Origin of the sequence: Cupriavidus sp. P-10, assembly GCF_003402535.2 — a bacterium.
Classification (GTDB): Bacteria; Pseudomonadota; Gammaproteobacteria; order Burkholderiales; family Burkholderiaceae; genus Cupriavidus.
This window is the reverse complement of sequence record NZ_AP025170.1, coordinates 2989200-3008667: the sequence shown is the minus strand read 5'-3', so window position 1 is coordinate 3008667 and position 19468 is coordinate 2989200. Positions and strand designations below refer to the sequence as shown.

General features: G+C 66.3%; 20 protein-coding genes. 7 read left to right on the top strand and 13 right to left on the bottom strand.

The window, feature by feature from the left end; genetic code table 11:
• The first annotated feature begins 318 nt into the window (after positions 1-318).
• From CTP10_RS13845 to ubiA, 4 genes are all read left to right on the top strand, one after another.
• Positions 319-1761: a catalase gene (locus CTP10_RS13845; protein ID WP_116318091.1), complete on the top strand. Its 1443-nt coding sequence runs from the start codon at positions 319-321 to the stop codon at positions 1759-1761.
• Between the two features lie 50 nt (positions 1762-1811).
• Complete coding sequence (locus CTP10_RS13840; RefSeq protein WP_116318090.1) at positions 1812-2006, top strand: hypothetical protein; 195 nt, start codon at positions 1812-1814, stop codon at positions 2004-2006.
• A gap of 93 nt (positions 2007-2099) precedes the next feature.
• A complete protein-coding gene (locus CTP10_RS13835) occupies positions 2100-2585 on the top strand; it encodes a Dps family protein (RefSeq protein ID WP_010815054.1) in 486 nt (161 codons plus the stop codon).
• Between the two features lie 141 nt (positions 2586-2726).
• On the top strand, positions 2727-3584 hold the full coding sequence (ubiA, locus tag CTP10_RS13830; RefSeq protein ID WP_116318089.1) for a 4-hydroxybenzoate octaprenyltransferase: 858 nt from the start codon (positions 2727-2729) through the stop codon (positions 3582-3584).
• Positions 3585-4584: 1000 nt separating this feature from the next.
• Here ubiA and proC read toward each other — a convergent pair.
• Together proC and CTP10_RS13820 are read right to left on the bottom strand one after the other, a co-directional pair.
• Positions 4585-5418, bottom strand: coding sequence for a pyrroline-5-carboxylate reductase (gene proC / locus CTP10_RS13825; RefSeq protein WP_116318088.1), 834 nt, complete (start codon positions 5416-5418; stop codon positions 4585-4587).
• 39 nt (positions 5419-5457) lie between these two features.
• Positions 5458-6147: a YggS family pyridoxal phosphate-dependent enzyme gene (locus CTP10_RS13820; RefSeq protein ID WP_116318087.1), complete on the bottom strand. Its 690-nt coding sequence runs from the start codon at positions 6145-6147 to the stop codon at positions 5458-5460.
• 67 nt (positions 6148-6214) lie between these two features.
• On the opposite strand from CTP10_RS13820, the gene CTP10_RS13815 reads away from it, so the two are divergent.
• From CTP10_RS13815 to CTP10_RS13805, 3 genes are all read left to right on the top strand, one after another.
• On the top strand, positions 6215-7258 hold the full coding sequence (locus CTP10_RS13815; RefSeq protein ID WP_116318086.1) for a type IV pilus twitching motility protein PilT: 1044 nt from the start codon (positions 6215-6217) through the stop codon (positions 7256-7258).
• A 97-nt stretch (positions 7259-7355) separates the two neighbouring features.
• A complete protein-coding gene (locus tag CTP10_RS13810; RefSeq protein WP_116318085.1) occupies positions 7356-8495 on the top strand; it encodes a PilT/PilU family type 4a pilus ATPase in 1140 nt (379 codons plus the stop codon).
• 75 nt (positions 8496-8570) lie between these two features.
• Complete coding sequence (locus tag CTP10_RS13805) at positions 8571-9065, top strand: glutathione peroxidase (RefSeq protein WP_116318084.1); 495 nt, start codon at positions 8571-8573, stop codon at positions 9063-9065.
• 2 nt (positions 9066-9067) lie between these two features.
• Here CTP10_RS13805 and CTP10_RS13800 read toward each other — a convergent pair whose 3' ends face one another.
• From CTP10_RS13800 to CTP10_RS13750, 11 genes are all read right to left on the bottom strand, one after another.
• Positions 9068-9757: a helix-turn-helix transcriptional regulator gene (locus CTP10_RS13800; protein WP_116318083.1), complete on the bottom strand. Its 690-nt coding sequence runs from the start codon at positions 9755-9757 to the stop codon at positions 9068-9070.
• 15 nt (positions 9758-9772) lie between these two features.
• Positions 9773-10144, bottom strand: a complete 372-nt coding sequence (locus CTP10_RS13795; RefSeq protein WP_199414524.1) for a VOC family protein — start codon at positions 10142-10144, stop codon at positions 9773-9775.
• An 85-nt stretch (positions 10145-10229) separates the two neighbouring features.
• The gene (locus CTP10_RS13790) at positions 10230-10955 is read right to left on the bottom strand and encodes an LrgB family protein (RefSeq protein ID WP_116318081.1); all 726 of its coding nucleotides are present in this window, start codon (positions 10953-10955) and stop codon (positions 10230-10232) included.
• Positions 10952-11329: a CidA/LrgA family protein gene (locus CTP10_RS13785; RefSeq protein ID WP_116318080.1), complete on the bottom strand. Its 378-nt coding sequence runs from the start codon at positions 11327-11329 to the stop codon at positions 10952-10954. The genes CTP10_RS13790 and CTP10_RS13785 overlap by 4 nt, the downstream gene beginning before the upstream one ends.
• Positions 11330-11414: 85 nt before the next feature.
• A complete protein-coding gene (gene glcF, locus CTP10_RS13780; protein WP_116318079.1) occupies positions 11415-12668 on the bottom strand; it encodes a glycolate oxidase subunit GlcF in 1254 nt (417 codons plus the stop codon).
• 49 nt (positions 12669-12717) lie between these two features.
• On the bottom strand, positions 12718-13821 hold the full coding sequence (gene glcE, locus CTP10_RS13775) for a glycolate oxidase subunit GlcE (protein WP_116318078.1): 1104 nt from the start codon (positions 13819-13821) through the stop codon (positions 12718-12720).
• Positions 13822-13859: 38 nt separating this feature from the next.
• Positions 13860-14786, bottom strand: coding sequence for an ion transporter (locus CTP10_RS13770; protein ID WP_116318077.1), 927 nt, complete (start codon positions 14784-14786; stop codon positions 13860-13862).
• A gap of 10 nt (positions 14787-14796) precedes the next feature.
• Positions 14797-16317 (bottom strand): FAD-linked oxidase C-terminal domain-containing protein, encoded by a 1521-nt coding sequence (locus CTP10_RS13765; RefSeq protein WP_116318076.1) that lies wholly within the window; start codon positions 16315-16317, stop codon positions 14797-14799.
• A gap of 217 nt (positions 16318-16534) precedes the next feature.
• A complete protein-coding gene (locus CTP10_RS13760) occupies positions 16535-17050 on the bottom strand; it encodes a GNAT family N-acetyltransferase (protein ID WP_116318271.1) in 516 nt (171 codons plus the stop codon).
• A 21-nt stretch (positions 17051-17071) separates the two neighbouring features.
• The gene (locus tag CTP10_RS13755) at positions 17072-17962 is read right to left on the bottom strand and encodes a LysR substrate-binding domain-containing protein (RefSeq protein ID WP_022536516.1); all 891 of its coding nucleotides are present in this window, start codon (positions 17960-17962) and stop codon (positions 17072-17074) included.
• A gap of 11 nt (positions 17963-17973) precedes the next feature.
• A complete protein-coding gene (locus CTP10_RS13750; protein ID WP_116318075.1) occupies positions 17974-19404 on the bottom strand; it encodes an FAD-binding oxidoreductase in 1431 nt (476 codons plus the stop codon).
• Positions 19405-19468 lie beyond the last annotated feature (64 nt).

Here is a 19468-nt window from a genome sequence, read left to right as displayed (position 1 = left end):
GGAACTTGTCTTCGGTTCGTCACATTTAGCCGGCATAAGCTCGACAAAAGTCGAATAGATTTGACCTAATACATAGGTATAAATAATTAAATTCTCAATGTAATAGTTTATTTGTAGACTGGGTTTGGTCGATGCAAACTGCATCGAACCAGGCAAGGAGCCGATCATGAGCACCAGCGCCCATTCCACGACAAGCAATAACAAAGCGCACCCCTTTTCTGTCCGCATGAAGCGCTGCCTGCTCGATTGCCTTGCCTGCTATGCCGCCGCGAACTGACGCGGCGATCTCTTCCAGCCTACCCACAACAAGAGGAATAGATGAGCAAGAAGGACACTCTCACCACTGCAGCCGGCGCACCCGTTGCCGACAACCAGAACTCGCAGACCGCCGGCCCGCGCGGCCCGATGCTGTTGCAGGATGTCTGGTTCCTCGAAAAACTGGCCCACTTCGACCGTGAAGTCATTCCCGAGCGGCGCGTGCACGCCAAAGGCTCCGGCGCCTATGGCACGTTCCGCGTCACGCACGACATCACGAAATACACCAAGGCCTCGATCTTTGCCGAAGTCGGTAAGGAAACGCCGCTGTTCATCCGCTTCTCGACCGTCGCCGGCGAGCGCGGGGCGGCCGATGCCGAGCGCGACGTGCGCGGCTTCTCTGTCAAGTTCTATACCGATGAAGGCAACTGGGACGTGGTCGGCAACAACACGCCAGTGTTCTTCGTGCGCGATCCGCTCAAGTTCCCTGACTTTATCCATACGCAGAAGCGCAACCCGCGCACCAACCTGCGCGATCCGGTCGCGGTGTGGGATTTCTGGTCGCGCCATCCTGAATCGCTGCACCAGGTCACCATCCTGATGAGCGACCGCGGCCTGCCGCAGAACTATCGCCAGATCCATGGCTTTGGCTCGCATACGTATTCATTCATCAACGCCAATAACGAACGCTTCTACGTCAAGTTCCATTTCAAGTCGCAGCAGGGCATTGCCAACTGGACCAATGAAGAGGCGGCCAAGGTGGTGGCGAGCGACCGCGAGAGCGCGCAGCGCGACCTGTTCGGGAACATCGAGCAGGGCAACTTCCCGCGCTGGAACCTGCGCGTGCAGGTCATGCCGGAAGCGGATGCGGCCAGGTACCACATCCACCCGTTCGACCTGACCAAGGTCTGGCCGCACCAGGACTACCCGCTGATCGACGTGGGCGTGCTGGAACTGAACCGCAACCCGGACAATTATTTTGCCGAGGTCGAGCAGGTGGCGATGAATCCAGCCAATATCGTGCCGGGCATTGGCTTCTCTCCCGACAAGATGCTGCAGGGGCGCCTGTTCTCGTACGGCGACACGCAGCGCTACCGGCTGGGCATCAACCACCACCAGATCCCGGTGAACGCGCCGAAATGCCCGTTCCACAACACCTTCCACCGCGACGGCGCGATGCGCGTGGACGGCAACCAGGGCGGCAAGCTGAACTACGAGCCGAACCGCGAGAGCGCCTATGGCGCCAGCGAACGCGCGATCGAGCCGCCGCTGGCGCTCGACGGCGCGGCCGACCGCTGGGACCACCGCGTCGACACGGACTATTACAGCCAGCCCGGCGCGCTGTTCCGGCTGTTTGACGAAGGCCAGCGCCAGCGGTTGTTCGCCAATATCGCGGCGGCAATGCAGGGCGTGCCGGAAGAGATCGTGCGCAAGCAGATCGAGCACTTCACCAAGGCCGACCCGGCCTATGGCAAGGGCGTGAAGCGCGCGCTTGACCAGAAGTAACCAGTCTGGCGCGGCGGCCCGCGATAGCTGCCGCGCCCGGGAGAATCACCATGGCGATGATCCGGTTCTTTATCGACGAGTGGCGGCAACTGTGGCACGACGGGCATGACAAGCCCGAGCGCGCCGATGCCGCGCGGTTGCGCCACAAGCTGTGGCGCAAGGAAGTTGGCGTCGCCGTGATCCTGATCGGCGCTGCGGTGATGTTTGTCGAGATAGCCCGGGGTTTGGCCGGGATCGCCGGCTAATGCAATAATGCGGGTAACGCGCCGACCGGAGCATCAAAGGCCGAAATTCCGGCGGCGCTCCTCGTGGCTTTACCAGAACGGAGCGTACCTACCATGGCAAAGAAGAATGAGATGAGCGTGAACATCGGTATTTCCGACAAGGACCGCAAGAAGATCGCGGAAGGCCTGTCCAAGCTGCTGGCAGACACCTACACCCTCTACCTCAAGACCCATAACTTCCACTGGAACGTGACGGGTCCCATGTTCAATACGCTGCATCTGATGTTCGAGACGCAGTACACCGAACTGGCGCTGGCCGTGGATTCGATCGCCGAGCGCATCCGCGCGCTGGGCTACCCGGCACCGGGCACGTACAAGGAATACGCCCGCCTGTCGTCGATCGCCGAAGAAGAGGGCGTGCCCGAGGCAACCGAGATGATCCGCAAGCTGGTCGAAGGCCAGGAAGCCGTGGTGCGCACCGCGCGCTCGCTCTTCCCTGTGATCGACGCCGCCGGCGACGAGCCGTCGGCCGACCTGCTGACCCAGCGCATGCAAACGCACGAGAAGACCGCGTGGATGCTGCGCGCGATGCTCGCCTGACGCCTCTGTGCGACTTCCGGCCGCTGCCACGCAGCGGCCGGCATTGCGCGCTGCAGCCATCCGGGCTGCGGCGCGTTTTCATTGAATCTTCCTTCCCGGATCCCCGCTGTGCAGTCCCTGTCGCCGTTGCCTCCCGCTCCCATGCTTGAACGCCTTTCCCTCTACGCGCGCCTGGTGCGCATCGACAAGCCGATCGGCACGCTGCTGCTGCTGTGGCCAACGCTGTGGGCAATGTGGATGGCTGCCGGCGGGCCGCCGTCGTGGGGGTTGTTCTGGATCTTCGTGGCGGGGACGTTCCTGATGCGCTCGGCCGGATGCGCGATCAATGACTGGGCGGATCGGGATTTTGACAAGCATGTGAAGCGGACCAGGGAACGGCCGCTGACCGCAGGCAAGATTGCTGCGTGGGAGGCATTGGCTGTTGCTGCCGTGCTGGCGCTGGTGGCGTTTGCGCTGGTGTTGCCGCTTAATGCCCTGACCAAGTGGCTAGCGGTTGTGGCGGCGGTGGTGGCGGGGACTTATCCGTTCTTCAAGCGGTTCTTTGCGATTCCGCAGGCTTATCTCGGGATTGCGTTTGGGTTTGGTATCCCGATGGCGTTTGCCGCGATCCAGGACCAGGTGCCATTGGTGGCCTGGCTGATGCTATTGGCCAATGTGTTCTGGGCGGTGGCCTATGACACGGCGTATGCGATGGTGGATCGGGATGATGATTTGCTGATCGGGATGAAGACTTCGGCGATTACGTTTGGGCGGTTTGACGTTGTCGCGATCATGATCTGCTATGCGGCGTTCTTGCTGCTGATGGCTTGGGCGGGGGTGCTGCTGGGGTTGGGATGGCCGTATTGGGTTGGGCTGGCTGCGGCGGGTGTTTGCGCGGGGTATCACTACACACTTATCCGGGGGCGGGATCGGATGAGGTGTTTTGCTGCCTTCCGGCATAACAATTGGTTGGGGGCGTGTGTGTTTGTGGGGACGGCTTTGGCCTATGTGGTTGGGTGATTTCCTTTGGATGGCTGACGGCTCGTGCTGTTGGTGACATGCTGTCGGCCGTTGAGGCGCCTGGTTCCGCCCTGCTGGGCGGTTCGCTGTTGATGACATGCTGTCGGCCGTTGAACCGCCGGGTTCCGCCCTCCTGGGCGGGTCACTTTTTGGCCGAGCGCCAAAAAGTAACCAAAAAGCGCGTCGCCTGAGCGGCTGGCTATCAATTTGGCGGTGTGGGTGGTTCGGGCGGTGGTGATTTCCGTTTGGCTTGAGTGCCCGTTCGAACCTGCTAACGCCAGGTGATTCAGGGCCTGTGCCTGGCGTTAACCGGTTATTGAACGATCCCCATGCCGGGCGTAGGCCGCCTGCTGCATGCCATATCGGTGGGACGCCTTCGGCTGCGTTGCGCGCAGGTCCTGACGTGGCAGCGTGTCCGATCTTGCCCTGGCCATTGCCCCCACTCCTAGCGAGCGAAGCGATGCGGGTTCTTGCCCGGGCACCTCACCCGCGAGACTGAGCCGCGCGTAGCGCAGCCGTAGGCGATGATGCGATACCGCAGGTAGCAGGCGGCCTACGTCCGTCTTGGGGATTGTTCAAAAGTGGGTATTCGTCAGGCATCCACACTCACTCACTTGGCGTAGCAGGTTGGAATCGCGACCGCGCCTCACTGAGACCAAAATCGCCAATATGACCGGAAGCGCCAAATTGGCTCAGCCAGCCGCAGGCGACGCGCTTTTTGGTTATTTTTGGCGCTCGGCCAAAAAGTGACCCGCCCAGGAGGGCGGAACCAAGCGGTTCAACAGCCGACAGCATGTCATCAACAGCGCCCCCGCCCAGGAGGGCGGAACCAGGCGGTTCAACGTCCGACAGCATGTCACCAACAGCGCCCCGCCCAGCAGGGCGGAACCAGGCGGTCCAACGGCCGACAGCATGTCATCAACAGCGCCCCGCCCAGGAAGGCGGAACCAGGCGGTTCAACGGCCGACAGCATGTCATCAGCAGCGAAAGCCCCCGAGCACTAGTCCTTACCAAACTCCGCCCCCATCTCCGCCCCCCGAGCCGCGGCAGCATGCATCGCGCGCACGAAAGCATCAGCAATCCCAGCCGCCTCCATTGCCGTCAGCGCGGCATAAGTCGTGCCGCCCTTTGAAGTCACCCGTTCACGCAGCGTCGAAACCGCCTCCGAAGACTGCCCAGCCAGCGCCGCAGCACCGCGGAAAGTCTCAACCGCCAGCTCGCGCCCCTGCTCGGCGCTCAAGCCCAGCTCAGTCGCAGCCCGCTGCATCGCCTCGATGAAATAGAAGACATAAGCCGGCCCGCTGCCCGAAATAGCGGTGACGCCGTCGATCTGGGCATCATTCTCGACCCACACACACTTGCCGACCGCCTGCGCCACCGCGCTGGCGACATCCCGGTCACCCGACGACAACCCGGCCGGCGCCGCCAGCCCAGTCATCCCCATCCCCGCCAGCGCCGGCGTATTCGGCATTGCCCGCACCACCCGGCTGCGCCCGCCCAGCCAGCGCTGCATGTCCTGCAAGCGGATACCGGCCGCCACGCTGATCACCAGGTTGCCATCGCCGGCCGTCAGGTGGGGCAGCAGCTGCGCCGCGGCTTCGCGGAACTGCTGCGGCTTGACCGCCAGCACCAGCACATCACTGGCGCCGAACGCCGCGTCCGGCGCCCCCGCGGCATGGACGCCGAGATCTCGCGCCAGGCGCTGCTGCGCCTCAGGAAAAGGATCGACCACGCGAATCGAACCAGCGGGAACGCCGCGGGCGATCAGGCCGCCAATCAGCGCCGAGGCCATATTGCCGCCGCCAAGAAAACCGAAGGTTAGGGTATCGAGCATGGGTGTCTCTGCCGTGTCTGGATTGATATTGGCGCCGGCTCAGCCGCGCGCACCGAAAATCGCGGTGCCGATGCGCACCATGGTGGCGCCCTCGGCGATGGCGGCTTCCATGTCGCCCGACATGCCCATCGACAGCGTGTCGAGGTCCAGCCCGTTTTCGCGCAGGGTGCCCAGCAGCGCGCGCATCGCGGCAAACGGCCGACGTTGCGCGGCGGGATCGTCTTCGGGTTCGGGAATCGCCATCAGGCCCCGTAGCCGCAGGCCGGGCAGCGCGGCCACAGCCTGCGCCAGTGCCGGCACTTCGGCCGGCGCCACGCCGCTCTTGCTGGCTTCGCCACTGATATTGACCTGCAGGCAGACCTGCAGCGGCGCCATTCCGGCTGGGCGCTGCGCCGACAGCCGCTCGGCGATCTTGAGGCGGTCGATGGCATGCACCCAGTCGAAATGCTCCGCCACCAGCCGGGTCTTGTTGCTTTGCAGCGGACCGATGAAATGCCACTGCAACCGGTCGCGCACATCGGCCAGCACAGCGATCTTCTCCACCCCTTCCTGGACGTAATTTTCGCCAAAGGCGAGCTGTCCGGCCTCGGCGGCGGCGCGTACGCGGTCAGCGGATACGGTCTTGGAAACGGCCAGCAGGGCGATGTCGCCAGGTTGCCTGCCAGCCTGTTGTGCAGCCGCCGCAATGCGCTGGTTCACGGCTTGCAAGTTGGCGGCAATCACAGACATAATCCGGCGAACATATAAAAGAAGTACTTAAAGTACTGATAACTATTTCAGGGTGGGGTCATTATAGATGGACATCGCGCAGCTATTGGCTTTCGCCGTCAAGAACAAGGCGTCCGATCTTCATCTGTCATCGGACATGCCGCCGATGGTCCGGATCCACGGCGACATGCGCCGGATCAATGTCGCGGCGATGGCGCACAAGGATGTCCACGCCATGGTGTACGACATCATGAGCGACACCCAGCGCAAGATCTACGAAGAACGGCTGGAGATCGACTTCTCGTTCGAGATCGCCGGCCTGTCGCGCTTCCGGGTCAATGCCTACAACACCCAGCGCGGCGCCGCCGCGGTGTTCCGTACCATTCCCTCCAAGGTCCTGACGCTGGAAGAGCTGCGCGCGCCGGCGGTGTTCGCCGACCTGTGCATGAAACCGCGCGGGCTGGTGCTGGTGACCGGGCCGACCGGCTCGGGCAAGTCAACCACGCTGGCGGCGATGGTCGACCATCGCAATGAAAACGACATGGGTCACATCCTGACGGTGGAAGACCCGATCGAATTCGTCCACAACTCCAAGAAGAGTCTGATCAACCAGCGCGAGCTGGGGCCGCACACGCATTCGTTCGCCAACGCGCTGCGCTCCGCGCTGCGTGAAGATCCTGACGTCATCCTGGTGGGCGAGTTGCGCGACCTGGAGACCATCCGCCTGGCGCTGACCGCAGCCGAGACCGGCCACCTGGTCTTCGGCACGCTGCACACCAGCTCGGCGGCCAAGACCATCGACCGCGTGGTCGACGTGTTCCCGCCGGAAGAGAAGGACATGGTGCGCACCATGCTGTCGGAATCGCTGGAAGCGGTGATCTCGCAGACACTGCTGAAGACCCGCGACGGCAACGGCCGCACCGCCGCGCACGAGATCATGATCGCCACGCCGGCGATCCGGCACCTGATCCGCGAGAACAAGATCGCGCAGATGTACTCGATGATGCAGACCAGCAGCGGGCTGGGCATGCAGACGCTAGACCAGTGCCTGTCGGACCTGATCAAGCGCAGCGCCATCAGCTACAACGACGCGCGCGCCATCGCGAAGAACCCCGACGCGTTCATGGGCTGAGGCCTCCGAGGCCCCCGAGGCCCCTGACGCCCGCGCCTACGCCTTGCCTCCAGGCCGCCGCACGCAACCGGTGGCCGCACTCCTGCAGGACACCGCCATGCTCGATCGCGAATCCGCCGCCAAGTACATCAACGACCTGCTGGAGCTGATGGTCAGCAACCGCGGCTCGGACCTGTTCATCACTTCCGACTTCCCGCCGGCGATCAAGGTGGACGGCAAGATCACGCCGGTGTCGCAGCAGCCGCTGAACCCGACACAGGCGCTGGGCCTGGTGCGCTCGGTGATGAACGAGCGGCAGGTGCAGGATTTCGATACCAGCCGCGAATGCAACTTCGCCATCACCGCGCCCAAGGCCGGGCGCTTCCGCGTGTCGGCGTTTATCCAGCAGGGCAAGGCCGGCATGGTGGTGCGGACCATCAATACGCGCATTCCGTCCGTGGCGGACCTGGACCTGCCCCCGACGCTGCACGACATCGTGATGTCCAAGCGCGGGCTGGTGATCGTGACCGGCGCGACCGGCTCGGGCAAGTCGACCACGCTGGCGGCGATGCTCGACCACCGCAATGCGCAGTCCTATGGCCACATCATCACCATCGAGGATCCGATCGAATACGTGCACGCGCACCAGAACTGCATCGTCACGCAGCGCGAGGTCGGCATCGATACGGAATCCTGGCACGTGGCGCTGAAGAACACGCTGCGCCAGGCGCCCGACGTGATCCTGATCGGCGAAATCCGCGACCGCGAGACCATGGAATACGCGATGCAGTACGCCGAAACCGGCCACCTGTGCCTGGCCACGCTGCACGCCAACAATGCCAACCAGGCGATCGACCGCGTGGTCAACTTCTTCCCCGAGGAAAAGCGCCAGCAGCTGCTGATCGACCTGTCGCTGAACCTGAAGGCGATGGTGTCGCAGCGCCTGCTGCCGCGCGCCGGGCGCAAGGGCCGCGTGCCGGCGGTGGAAATCATGATCGGCACGCCGCTGGTGGCAGACCTGATCTTCAAGGGCGAGATCCACGAGCTGAAGGAAGTCATCAAGAAGTCGCGCGAGCAGGGCATGATCTCGTTCGACCAGGCGCTGTTCGACCTGTACGAGGAAGGCAAGATCACCTATGAGGATGCGCTGCGCAACGCAGATTCGCTCAATGACCTGCGCCTGATGATCAAGCTGCACAGCGCGCGCGCCAGGGACACCGACCTCGGCGCAGGCACCGAGCACCTGAACGTCATATAGAGGCGGAACGCCGTGCACGCGGCGGCGCATGGGCGTATGCTTCGGCCACGTGCAAGGATTCCGCAGGAGCCAGCCATGAGCAATGTCTACCAGTTTGAAGCCAGTTCGCTGGCCGGCGAGCCGGTGCCGCTGTCGCGGTTCCAGGGCAAGGTGCTGCTGATCGTCAACACCGCCAGTGAATGCGGGTTCACGCCGCAGTATGCCGGCATGCAGAAGCTCTATGACGAATACCGGGAGCGCGGGCTGGAAGTGCTGGGCTTTCCGTGCAACCAGTTCGGCAAGCAGGAGCCCGGCGATGCGCAGCAGATCGGCCAGTTCTGCGAGTCGCGCTTCAGCGTGAGCTTCCCGATGTTCGGCAAGATCGACGTCAATGGCGAAGAGGCGCATCCGCTGTATCGCTGGCTGACCACCGAGAAGCGCGGCGTGCTGGGCACGCAGGGCATCAAGTGGAATTTCACCAAGTTCCTGGTGCGGCGCGACGGCACGGTGTACGAACGCTACGCGCCGACCACCAAGCCGGAAGAGCTGCGCAAGGATATCGAGACGCTGCTGTCCGATCCGGCAGCCTGAGCCTACACGCCGCTGGCGCGCACCGCGCGCAGGAAGCCATTGAGCGAGCGGTCCGGGGTTTCGTGGAAATGGTCGTCCAGCATGCGGATGGCGCGGCAGCGGTCGAGGCGGAAGCTGCGGTAGTCCGAGCGCGTGGTGCACCACGCCGCCAGCAGCCACGCATTGCCCCAGAAAAACAGGCCCAGCGGCATCACCACGCGTTCGGTGATGCGCTGCTGCGCGTCGCAGTAGTCGAGCAGCAGCAGCTTCTGCTCTCCCAGCGCGCCGTGTACGACGTCGAAGGCCTCGCGCACGTGCGACTGGTTGACGTATTCGGGCGCGAACACGCGGCTTTGCTGCGCCGCAAGCCGGCGTGGCGGCGGCAACGCGGCGACCAGCTTTTCCAGCGCCGGATCGGCCGCGGCCGCGAGTGCGCCGCCGCCCCAGGCCTTCAGCAGCCGCAGGCCGGCCACCAGCGCTTCAACTTCCATGGCACTGAACATCAGCGGCGGTACATCGAAATCGGCGCGCAGCCGATAGCCGATGCCGGCCTCGCCTTCGACCGGCACCCCTGACAGCGACAGCGCCTGGATATCACGGTAGACGGTGCGTTCCGATACGCCGAGCCGCTGCGCCAGCAGTGCCGCCGTAGTCAGGCGGCGGCCGCGCAGGACCTGGACGATCTGGAAGAGGCGGTCGGCGCGGCGGCTCATTCGTGGCGGCTTTGCTTACCCGGCAAAAGGCTCGTGCAGCCCGATGCGGTTGCCTTCGCTGTCGGTGATATGGGCGATGCGGCCGATCTCGCCCGGCAGGCGCAGCGGGCCGAACACGGTCTTGCCGCCGGCGCGCGCGGCGCGATCCAGCAGCGTGTCCAGCTCGGGCGCGTGCAGGTAGGGCACCGTGCCGTAGTAGTTGCTGGGACGGTAGCCTTCGCCGGCGACCAGCGCGCCGCCGGGATCGGGGTGCGGGAACACGGCCATGTCGACCTGGCTCATGGTCTCGCGGCGCAGCCTGGTGTCGAAGACCTGTTCGTAAAAGCCGATGGCGCGGCCCATGTCGACGACGGGGATCTCCAGCCAGTTGATCAGACGGTTGCTCATGACGGGCTCCTTGGTTCCGGTTGATGGGGAGTGAGGAGCTCGCATCATGCGCGGGGGCTGCTGACAGCGTGCTGTCAGGAGGCTGTCAGTGCGGCATCCAGGCTGCCATCACCGGCACCAGGATCGCGGTCAGCACGCCGTTCAGGCCCATGCCGAGTGCCGCGAAGGCGCCGGCTTCCTGGTTCACCTGGAACGCGCGCGCGGTGCCGATGCCATGCGCGGCAACGCCGGTGGCAAAGCCGCGCACGCTGTAGTCGCGGATGCGCAGCAGGTTCAGCAGGCTGGTGGCGCTGACCGCGCCGATGATGCCGGTGGCCATCACCAGCACCGCGGTCAGCGACGGCAGGCCGCCGATTTTTTCGGCCACGCCCATGGCGATCGGGATGGTCACGGACTTGGGCGCCAGCGAGCGCACGGTCTCGGGCGAGGCACCCAGCAGCCAGGCGATGCCGACCGCCGACACCACCGCCACCACCGAACCCGCCACCAGGCCGGCCAGCAGCGGGAACACATGGGTGCGCAGCTTGGGCAGCTGCATGTACAGCGGCACCGCCAGCGCCACGGTCGCGGGGCCGAGCAGGAAGTGCACGAACTGCGCGCCGTCGAAGTAGGTCTTGTACGGCGTGCCGGTGACGGTCAGCACCGTGACCAGCAGCGCCACCGCGATCATCACCGGGTTGGCCAGCGGCGAGAAGCGCGACTTCTCGTAGATGCGGAAGGCAAAGACGTAGGCGAGCAGCGTGGCGGTCAGCCCGACCAGCGGGCTCGCGGCCAGGTAGACCCAGATCTCATTGAGGCGTGGGGTCATCATGCCTGTTCTCCCTTCGCGTCGGCGCCAGGTGCGTCGGTGCGCTTGCGCATCAGCATGCGCGTGACCACCGCGGTAGTGGCGATGGCGAGCCAGGTGGAGATCACCAGCGCCACCAGGATCGGCATCCATTCGCCTTCGATGCGGTTGGCGTGGACCATGATGCCGACCCCCGCGGGGACGAACAGCAGCGACAGGTGCTTGAGCAGTTCGCTGGTGGTGCCCTGGATAATGGGCAGCAGGCGGTCGTCGAAGACGAGCCAGCCGAACAGCAGGATCATGCCGAGCACGGGGCCGGGCACGGGCAGGCGCAGCGCGTAGCTGATCACCTCGCCGACGGATTGGAAAACCAGCAGGATGGCAAAGGTCTGGAGCATGGGGGCGGTCGTGGTTGCGCATTTCCTCCTCTCTCCCGCAAGCGGGAGAGAGGCGACAACCACGGCCTTGCTCTGGCCGGGGGGGTTATCCCAGCATCCGGTCGACCAGTTCGACCCAGTGCATCACCGGCGTATCGGTACCGCTCTGCAGGTGCGTGATGCAGCCGATATTGGCTGACACGATGGCTTCGGGCTGCGTGGCCTGCAGTTTGCCGAGCTTGTCGTCGCGCAGGCGGTAGGCCAGTTCCGGCTGCAGCACTGAATACGTGCCCGCCGAGCCGCAGCACAGGTGGCTGTCAGCGCAGAGTTTGACCTCCACGCCGAGGCCGGTCAAGAGCGCCTCCACCTTGCCGCGGATCTGCTGGCCATGCTGCAGTGTGCAGGGCGGGTGGTAGGCCACGCGCCGGCTGTCGCGCGGCACGGCGCCGGCCAGCGCACGCAGGTCATCGGCGAAGTCCGGCAGGATCTCGGACAGGTCGCGCGTCAGCGCGGAGACACGGCGCGCACGTTCCGCGTATTTGGGATCGTTGCGCAGCAGGTGCCCATAGTCCTTGACCATCGCGCCGCAGCCGGAGGCCGTCATCACGATGGCCTCGGCGCCGGCCTCGATATGTGGCCACCATGCATCGATATTGCGGCGCATATTGTCGAGGCCGCCTTCATGGTCGCCGGTGTGGAAGCGGATTGCGCCGCAACAGCCCGCCTCGCGCGCCATCACCAGTTGTACGCCGACACGGTCGAACACGCGCGCGGTCGCGGCATTGATGTTGGGCGACATTGCCGGCTGCACGCAACCGTCGAGCAACAACATCTTGCGTGCGTGGACATTGCGGGGCCAGGTGCCGGGCTCGGCGGCTTGCGACAGCGCCGGCACCTTGTTGCGCAGCGCGCCCGGCAGGATCGGCCGCACCATCTGGCCAAGGCGCAGCGCGGTGCTGAACAGCTTCGGGCGCGTCAGCCCCTCGCGCAGCGCCCAGCGTGCGATGCGCTGGCCGGCCGGGCGCTGGATACCTTCGGCTTCGAGCTTGTCGTCGACGATCTTGCGGCCGATATCGACCAGACGGCCATAGCGCACGCCCGACGGGCAGGTCGATTCGCAGTTGCGGCAGGTCAGGCAGCGGTCCAGGTGCAGGCGCGTGCTTTCGCTGATGGCATTGCCTTCCAGCACCTGCTTCATCAGGTAGATGCGCCCGCGCGGCCCGTCGAGTTCGTCGCCGAGCAGTTGATACGTCGGGCACGTGGCGGTGCAGAAGCCGCAATGCACGCATTTGCCGACGATGGATTTGGCTTCCTCGCCTTCGGGCGTGTCGCGGAGAAAATCGGCCAGGGTCGTTTGCATGGTGTGGGGAGGTCTTTGCCTGGGCGTGGGAACGCTTGGGTGGACCGGATCAGAGTCCGGGATACATGCGCTGCGGATTGAAGATGCCAGCTGGGTCGAACGTCGCTTTCAGGCGCCGGTGGATTGCCGCCAGCGGCGAGGCCAGCGGCGTGAACACGCCCACCGACTTGTCGCCGTTGCGGAACAGCGTGGCGTGGCCGCCGGCGGCCTGGGCCACGGCGCGCACGCTTTCGGCATCGGTCCTGGTGGCGCCATCGGCCGGCAGCCACCAGCGCTGGCCGCCGCCCCATTCCACCAGTTGCTGGCCCGGCAGTTCCAGCGGCGCGGCCACCGGCGGCACCGCCAGGCGCCACAGCGCGCGGCCCGCGTGCGCCGGCGCGAAGAAGGCGTGGGTCTGTTCGCGCAGCGACTGCCACAGCGCGGTGGCCACGCTGGCATCGACACGCTCGCCTCCGAGCTTTGCGCACGCGGCGCGCACCGCCGCGGTGGCGCCTGCCAGGCGCACGTGCAGCACGCCGTCATGCCAGGCCGATGCGGCCAGCGGCAGCGGCTGGCCGCCCCACTGGTTCAGCTGCCGGATCGCATCGGCCTGCGCCAGCTCGAAGCGCAGCGTGGCCTCGTCGAACGGCGCGGGCAGTACCTTGATCGAGACTTCCAGCACCAGCCCGAGCGTACCCAGCGAGCCCGCCAGCAGCCGCGACACATCGTAGCCGGCCACGTTCTTCATCACCTGTCCGCCGAAGTTCATCACCTCGCCGCTGCCATCCATCAGCTGCGCGCCCAGCACGAAGTCGCGCAGCGCGCCTACCGACTGCCGGCGCGGGCCCGACAGTCCCGCGGCCACCGCGCCGCCCAGCGTCGCGGTGCTGGCCTGGCCGGGCAGCGCGAAGTGGGGCGGCTCGAACGCCAGCACCTGGCGCTTCTCGGCCAGCGCGGCTTCGATTTCCGCCAGCGGCGTGCCGCAGCGCGCGGTGATCACCAGCTCGGCCGGGTCGTAGTCGACGATGCCGGCGTAGGCGCGCGTGTCCAGCACCTGCCCTTCAGGCGCCTGGCCGTAGAAGTCCTTGCTGCCGCCACCGCGCAGCCGCAGCGGCGTGCGGGTTTCGGTGGCTTGCCTGACGGCGTCGCGGAAGGCGTCGATGATGGCTTGCATATGCGTGGGTGGTGAGGAGGATGTTGTTCTGGCGCGGCTCAGGTTCCGGTCGGGCCGTCGCGGCCGCCGGGGACTTCAGGCCTGTCGTTCTGGTATGCCGGCAGCGAGCTGCCGCAGTGCTTGCAGTACTTCGCGTCGGGCTCGTGGCCCTCGGTCAGGCAATGGGTACAGGTGCGCGTGGTCAGCGGCTTCTTCAGGATGCTCGCGGCCAGCTCGGCGCCGACGATGCCGGTGGGGAAGGCGATGATGCCGTAGCCCAGCAGGATCGTCAGCGAGGTGATGAACTGGCCCAGCGGCGTCTTCGGCACCATGTCGCCGAAGCCCGTGGTGGTCAGCGTCACCACTGCCCAGTACATGGCGAGCGGAATGCTGTGGAAACCGTGCTCGGGGCCTTCGACCACGTACATCACCGTGCCCAGGATCACGGTGATGATGAACACCGCGCCGAGGAACACGAAGATCTTGCGCCGGCTGTTGATCAGCGCGTTGTACAGGATCTCCGCTTCCTCGAAATACACTGTCAGCTTCAGGATCCGGAACACGCGCAGCAGCCGCAGCAGGCGCACGTCGATCAGGAAGTGCAGCTCCGGCACGAAGAACGCCAGCCACGTCGGCATGATCGAGATGAAGTCGATGATCCCGTAGAAGCTGAAGACATAACGCCACGGCCTGCGCACCACCAGGACGCGCATCACGTACTCGGCCGTGAAGATCAGCGTGAAGCCCCACTCCAGCACAGTGAACAGCGTGCCGAGCCGGTCATGGACGGCGGGCAGGCTGTCGAGCATCACCACCATTACGCTGGCGACGATGGCGATCAGCAGCGCGACGTCGAAAATGCGCCCCTGGCGGGTGTCGGCCTCGAAGATGATGGTGTACCAGCGCTGGCGCCAGCCGGTTTCGGGCTGGCCCAGGCGCTGGCGGACCACCGCTTCCTGATGCTGGCGTCGGCGTTCGTTGGCCATGGCGCGGGCTTCAGAAGCGCGGCAGGTCCGGATGCGGCAGCAGTCCCTTCCTGACGTGCATCTTGCCGTATTCCGCGCAGCGCGCCAGCGTGGGGATGGCCTTGTCCGGGTTCAGCAGCCGCGCCGGATCGAAGGCCGCCTTGACGCCGAAGAACGCCTCGCGTTCGCTGGGCGAGAACTGCACGCACATCGAGTTGAGCTTCTCCACGCCCACGCCGTGTTCGCCGGTGACGGTGCCGCCCAGCTCGACGCACGCTTCCAGGATGTCCGAGCCGAACAGCTCGGCACGGTGCCATTCGTCCTGGTCCGAGCCATCGAACAGGATCAGCGGGTGCATGTTGCCGTCGCCGGCATGGAACACGTTGATGCAGCGCAAGCGGTACTTGCGCTCCATCTCTTCGATGCGCCGCAGCAGCGTGCCGATATGCTTGCGCGGGATGGTGCCGTCCATGCAGTAATAGTCCGGCGAGATGCGGCCCGCGGCCGGAAAGGCGTTCTTGCGGCCGCTCCAGAAGCGCAGGCGCTCGGCTTCGTTCTGCGAGACCACGATGCGGGTGCAGCCCGACGCCTTCAGCACCGCGCTCATGCGTTCGATTTCTTCCGCCACTTCTTCGGGCGTGCCATCGGATTCGCACAGCAGGATGGCGGCGGCATCGAGGTCATAGCCGGCGTGCACGAACTCTTCCACCGCGGCGGTGGCGGGCTTGTCCATCATCTCCAGCCCGGCGGGGATGATGCCGGCGGCAATCACGTCTGCGACCGCATTGCCGCCTTTCTCGACGTCGTCGAAGCACGCCATGATCACCTGCGCCAGCTGCGGCTTGGGGATCAGCCGCACGGTGACTTCGGTGACCACGGCCAGCATGCCTTCGGAGCCGATCAGTACCGCCAGCAGGTCCAGGCCGGGCGAATCGGGCGCATCCGAGCCGAACACCACCACCTCGCCTTCCATGGTCACGGCGCGCACGCGCAGCACGTTGTGCACGGTCAGGCCGTACTTCAGGCAATGCACGCCGCCGGAGTTTTCGCTGACATTGCCGCCGATGGTGCAGGCGATCTGCGACGAGGGATCGGGCGCGTAGTAAAGGTTGTGGGACGCGGCGGCATCGGAGATGGCCAGGTTGCGCACGCCCGGCTGGACCACCGCGGTGCGCGAATACGGGTCGACCGACAGGATGCGCTTGAACTTGGCCAGCGACAGCACCAGGCCCTCGGCGATCGGCATGGCGCCGCCGGACAGGCTGGTGCCGGCGCCTCGCGGCACCACCGGTACGCCCAGCTTGTGGCACAGGCGCAGGATGGCGCAGACCTGTTCCTCGGTGTCGGGCAGCGCCACGGCCATCGGCACCTGGCGGTACGCGGCCAGGCCGTCGCACTCGTAGGGCACGGTGTCCTCGGGCTTCGACAGCAGCGCGGCATCGGGCAGGATCTGCGCCAGGCCGGCGAGCAGCGCGCTGCGGCGGCCTTCGGCGGTGGCCTGCGTGCCGGCGCTGGCGGGGGCTAGCGTTTGGGCTTCGTGCGGGGCATTCATGGCGACTCCTGGACTCTGGTCGGGCCGGGCGGGCGGCCCGCCGTGGGGACGGCTGACGGACGGCTGACTATAGCGCAGGCCTCTTGCCCCGGGCACCACCAGGCACGTGAATTCCGCATGGCAAGCCGATCAAAAATGCTCATCATGGCCAGGCAGGCACCGGCCCCGCTTTCAGCGTAGCACCGGCCGGCGAGTGCAGGAAAGGCGGCGCCCCGCCTCAGCGCGGCGAGGCCGGCAGCCGTAGCACCATGTCGAGCTTGTCGTAGAAGTGCGGCGCGACATACAACGCGTCCGGCTCCAGCCCGAAGCGCTCGAAGCCGAGCGATTCGTACAGCCGCACCGCGCCCGCGCTGCCGGCATTGACGCACAGGAGCACCTGGCGCACGCCCTCCATGGCGGCGGCCTGCTCCAGCGCGCGCTCCATCAGCGCGCGGCCGAGCTTGCGGTCGCGCCAGCCCGGCGCCACGTACATGCCGGAGATCGACGCCTTGTGCCAGTGCTTGCGCCGCGGCTCACGCATCACGCCAACCACGCCGGCGAGCGCGGTGCCGTCGAAGGCGCCGAACACCACCTTGTCTTTGCTCGGCGCAAGGCGCTGCGCCACGGCGTCGGGCGGCAGGTCCTGTTCTTCTTCCAGGCTGGCGGCAAAGGCTTCCGGCGTCTCGGCCAGGCCTTGCAGGCGCAACGCGTGGAAGGCCTCGGCATCGGCGGGGGTCAGCAGCCGGATCTCCAGGTTCTGCATTCGGGCGGTCTCCTACCAGTCCAGGCTCAGCAGCCAGTCGACGAAATAGCGCGCCTCGGGCTTCAGCGGCGCCTGCTCGCGCTCGACGATGTAATAGCCATGCGGCGATACCGACTCGATATCGAGCAGCCGCACCATCTGCCCCAGCGACAGCCAGTGCCGCGCCATGCGCTGGCGCACCAGCGCCACGCCCTGGTTGGACGCGATCGCTTCCAGCATCAGGCCGATGTCGTTGAACTGGGGCCCGGTCTGCGGCTCGGGCCAGTCCAGCCCGGCGGTCTCGAACCACGGCTTCCACGGCTCCAGCGGGCTGCGCAGCAGCACCAGGCCGTGCAGGTGCTCGGGTTTGGTGATGGCGCGGCCGTTGACGCGCTCGTAGTATTCGCGCCCGCATGCCGGGAACACCGGCTCGACCAGCAGCTTCGTGGTCTTCAGGTCGGGATAGCGGCCGGTGCCGTAGCGGATCTCGACATCGGTGTCCTCGGCCTTGACGTCAAGGAATGGGATCGCCAGGTGCAGTTCCAGGTCGATATGCGGGTACAGCGCACCGAACTCGGGCAGCCGCGGCACCAGGTGCTGGCGCCCGAAGGTCGGCGGGATCGCCACGCGCAGCCGCGTGCGCAGCTTGTTGTACTCGGGCCGCGCCAGCTCGTTCAGCGACTTGAGCGCGTCCTGCACGTTGCGCAGGTAGCGCGTGCCGGCCGCGGTCAGCCGCAGCGCGGCATTGGCGCGCACGAACAGGTCTTCGCCCCACAGCTCCTCAAGGTTCTTGATGCGGTGCGATACGGCGCTGGGCGTGACCGACAGCTCCTCGGCCGCGCGCGCGAAGCTGCCCAGGCGCGCAGCAGCCTCGAAGGCGATCAGCAGGTGCAGCGGCGGGACGCGGTTGAACATGGATGCCATGCCAGGCCGGTTCAGTGCACGCCGCCGCGCGTGGCACTGAAGATCTTGCCCGGGTTGAGGACATGGTTGGGATCGAGCGCATCCTTGATCACGCGCATCAGGTCGAGCGCATCCTCGCCGTGCTCCTTCACCAGGAAGCGCTGCTTGTGCAGCCCCACGCCGTGCTCGCCGGTGCAGGTGCCGCCCATCGCCAGGGCGCGTTCGACGATGCGCTGGTTGATGGCCTCGGCCTCGGCCATTTCCTCGGGCTTGTCCGGGTCGACCAGGATCGCCACGTGGAAATTGCCGTCGCCGACGTGGCCGACGATCGGGCAGGGCAGGGTGGAGGCGTTCAGGTCCTTCTCGGTCTCGGTCACGCACTCGGCCAGGCGCGAGATCGGCACGCACACGTCGGTGGTGACCGACTTGCAGCCGGGCTTGAGCTGCAGCATCGCAAAGTAGGCGGTATGGCGCGCGTTCCACAGCCGGCTGCGGTCTTCGGGGCGCGTGGCCCACTCGAAGCCCTCGCCGCCGTGCTCGGCGGTGATCTGCTGCACGGACTCGGCCTGCTCGCGCACGCCGGCCTCGGTGCCGTGGAATTCAAAGAACAGGTGCGGCGTCTCCGGCAGCCTCAGGTTGTCGTGGCGGTTGATGGCGCGGATCGCCAGCGCATCCACAAACTCTACGCGCGCCACCGGCACGCCCAGCTGGATGGTCTGGATCACGGCCTGCACCGCGCTGCCCATGCTCGGGAAGGCGCACACCGCGGCCGAGATCGCTTCCGGCTGCGGGTAGAGCCGCACCGTGACCTCGGTGATGATGCCGAGCGTGCCTTCGCTGCCGATGAAGAGGCGGGTCAGGTCGTAGCCGGCCGATGACTTGCGCGCGTGCGTGCCGGTGCGGATCACGCGGCCGTCGGCGGTCACCACGGTCAGCGCCAGCACGTTCTCGCGCATGGTGCCGTAGCGCACCGCGTTGGTCCCGGAGGCGCGCGTCGCGCACATGCCGCCCAGCGATGCATCCGCGCCCGGGTCGATCGGGAAGAACAGGCCGGTGTCCTTGATTTCCTGGTTCAGCTGCTTGCGCGTGACGCCGGGCTGCACGGTCACGGTCAGGTCCTCGGGCTGCACCGCCAGCACGCGGTTCATCTGCGACAGGTCGAGGCTGACGCCGCCGGCCACGGCCAGCAGGTGGCCTTCCAGGGACGAGCCGGCGCCGTAGGGGATCAGCGGTACGCCGTGATGGTTGCACAGGCGCGCCACCTCGGCGACTTCGTCGGTGCTGTGGGCGAACACGACCGCGTCCGGCGCGGCCGGCGGAAATGGCGATTCATCGCGCCCATGGTGCTCGCGCACGCCGGCCGACGTGGTGAAGCGCTCGCCGAAGCGCGCCGCGAGCGCTTCGCTGAAGGCGGGCGGCAGGGGACGGCGGTCGAGCGCGGCGGGCGGCGTGGGGTGGTTCATGCGGGTCTCCGGCGGGTCGGCGCGGCGAGGTTGCCGGCGGTGTTGCCGGCGTTGGCGTTCCGGC

Bases quoted from the DNA above. Each gene is read 5' to 3' on its own strand.
- CTP10_RS13845 (WP_116318091.1), top strand. From the start codon at position 319: ATGAGCAAGAAGGACACTCTCACCACTGCAGCCGGCGCACCCGTTGCC.
- CTP10_RS13840 (WP_116318090.1), top strand. From the start codon at position 1,812: ATGGCGATGATCCGGTTCTTTATCGACGAGTGGCGGCAACTGTGGCAC.
- CTP10_RS13835 (WP_010815054.1), top strand. From the start codon at position 2,100: ATGGCAAAGAAGAATGAGATGAGCGTGAACATCGGTATTTCCGACAAG.
- ubiA (WP_116318089.1), top strand. From the start codon at position 2,727: ATGCTTGAACGCCTTTCCCTCTACGCGCGCCTGGTGCGCATCGACAAG.
- proC (WP_116318088.1), bottom strand. From the start codon at position 5,418: ATGCTCGATACCCTAACCTTCGGTTTTCTTGGCGGCGGCAATATGGCC.
- CTP10_RS13820 (WP_116318087.1), bottom strand. From the start codon at position 6,147: ATGTCTGTGATTGCCGCCAACTTGCAAGCCGTGAACCAGCGCATTGCG.
- CTP10_RS13815 (WP_116318086.1), top strand. From the start codon at position 6,215: ATGGACATCGCGCAGCTATTGGCTTTCGCCGTCAAGAACAAGGCGTCC.
- CTP10_RS13810 (WP_116318085.1), top strand. From the start codon at position 7,356: ATGCTCGATCGCGAATCCGCCGCCAAGTACATCAACGACCTGCTGGAG.
- CTP10_RS13805 (WP_116318084.1), top strand. From the start codon at position 8,571: ATGAGCAATGTCTACCAGTTTGAAGCCAGTTCGCTGGCCGGCGAGCCG.
- CTP10_RS13800 (WP_116318083.1), bottom strand. From the start codon at position 9,757: ATGAGCCGCCGCGCCGACCGCCTCTTCCAGATCGTCCAGGTCCTGCGC.
- CTP10_RS13795 (WP_199414524.1), bottom strand. From the start codon at position 10,144: ATGAGCAACCGTCTGATCAACTGGCTGGAGATCCCCGTCGTCGACATG.
- CTP10_RS13790 (WP_116318081.1), bottom strand. From the start codon at position 10,955: ATGATGACCCCACGCCTCAATGAGATCTGGGTCTACCTGGCCGCGAGC.
- CTP10_RS13785 (WP_116318080.1), bottom strand. From the start codon at position 11,329: ATGCTCCAGACCTTTGCCATCCTGCTGGTTTTCCAATCCGTCGGCGAG.
- glcF (WP_116318079.1), bottom strand. From the start codon at position 12,668: ATGCAAACGACCCTGGCCGATTTTCTCCGCGACACGCCCGAAGGCGAG.
- glcE (WP_116318078.1), bottom strand. From the start codon at position 13,821: ATGCAAGCCATCATCGACGCCTTCCGCGACGCCGTCAGGCAAGCCACC.
- CTP10_RS13770 (WP_116318077.1), bottom strand. From the start codon at position 14,786: ATGGCCAACGAACGCCGACGCCAGCATCAGGAAGCGGTGGTCCGCCAG.
- CTP10_RS13765 (WP_116318076.1), bottom strand. From the start codon at position 16,317: ATGAATGCCCCGCACGAAGCCCAAACGCTAGCCCCCGCCAGCGCCGGC.
- CTP10_RS13755 (WP_022536516.1), bottom strand. From the start codon at position 17,962: ATGGCATCCATGTTCAACCGCGTCCCGCCGCTGCACCTGCTGATCGCC.
- CTP10_RS13750 (WP_116318075.1), bottom strand. From the start codon at position 19,404: ATGAACCACCCCACGCCGCCCGCCGCGCTCGACCGCCGTCCCCTGCCG.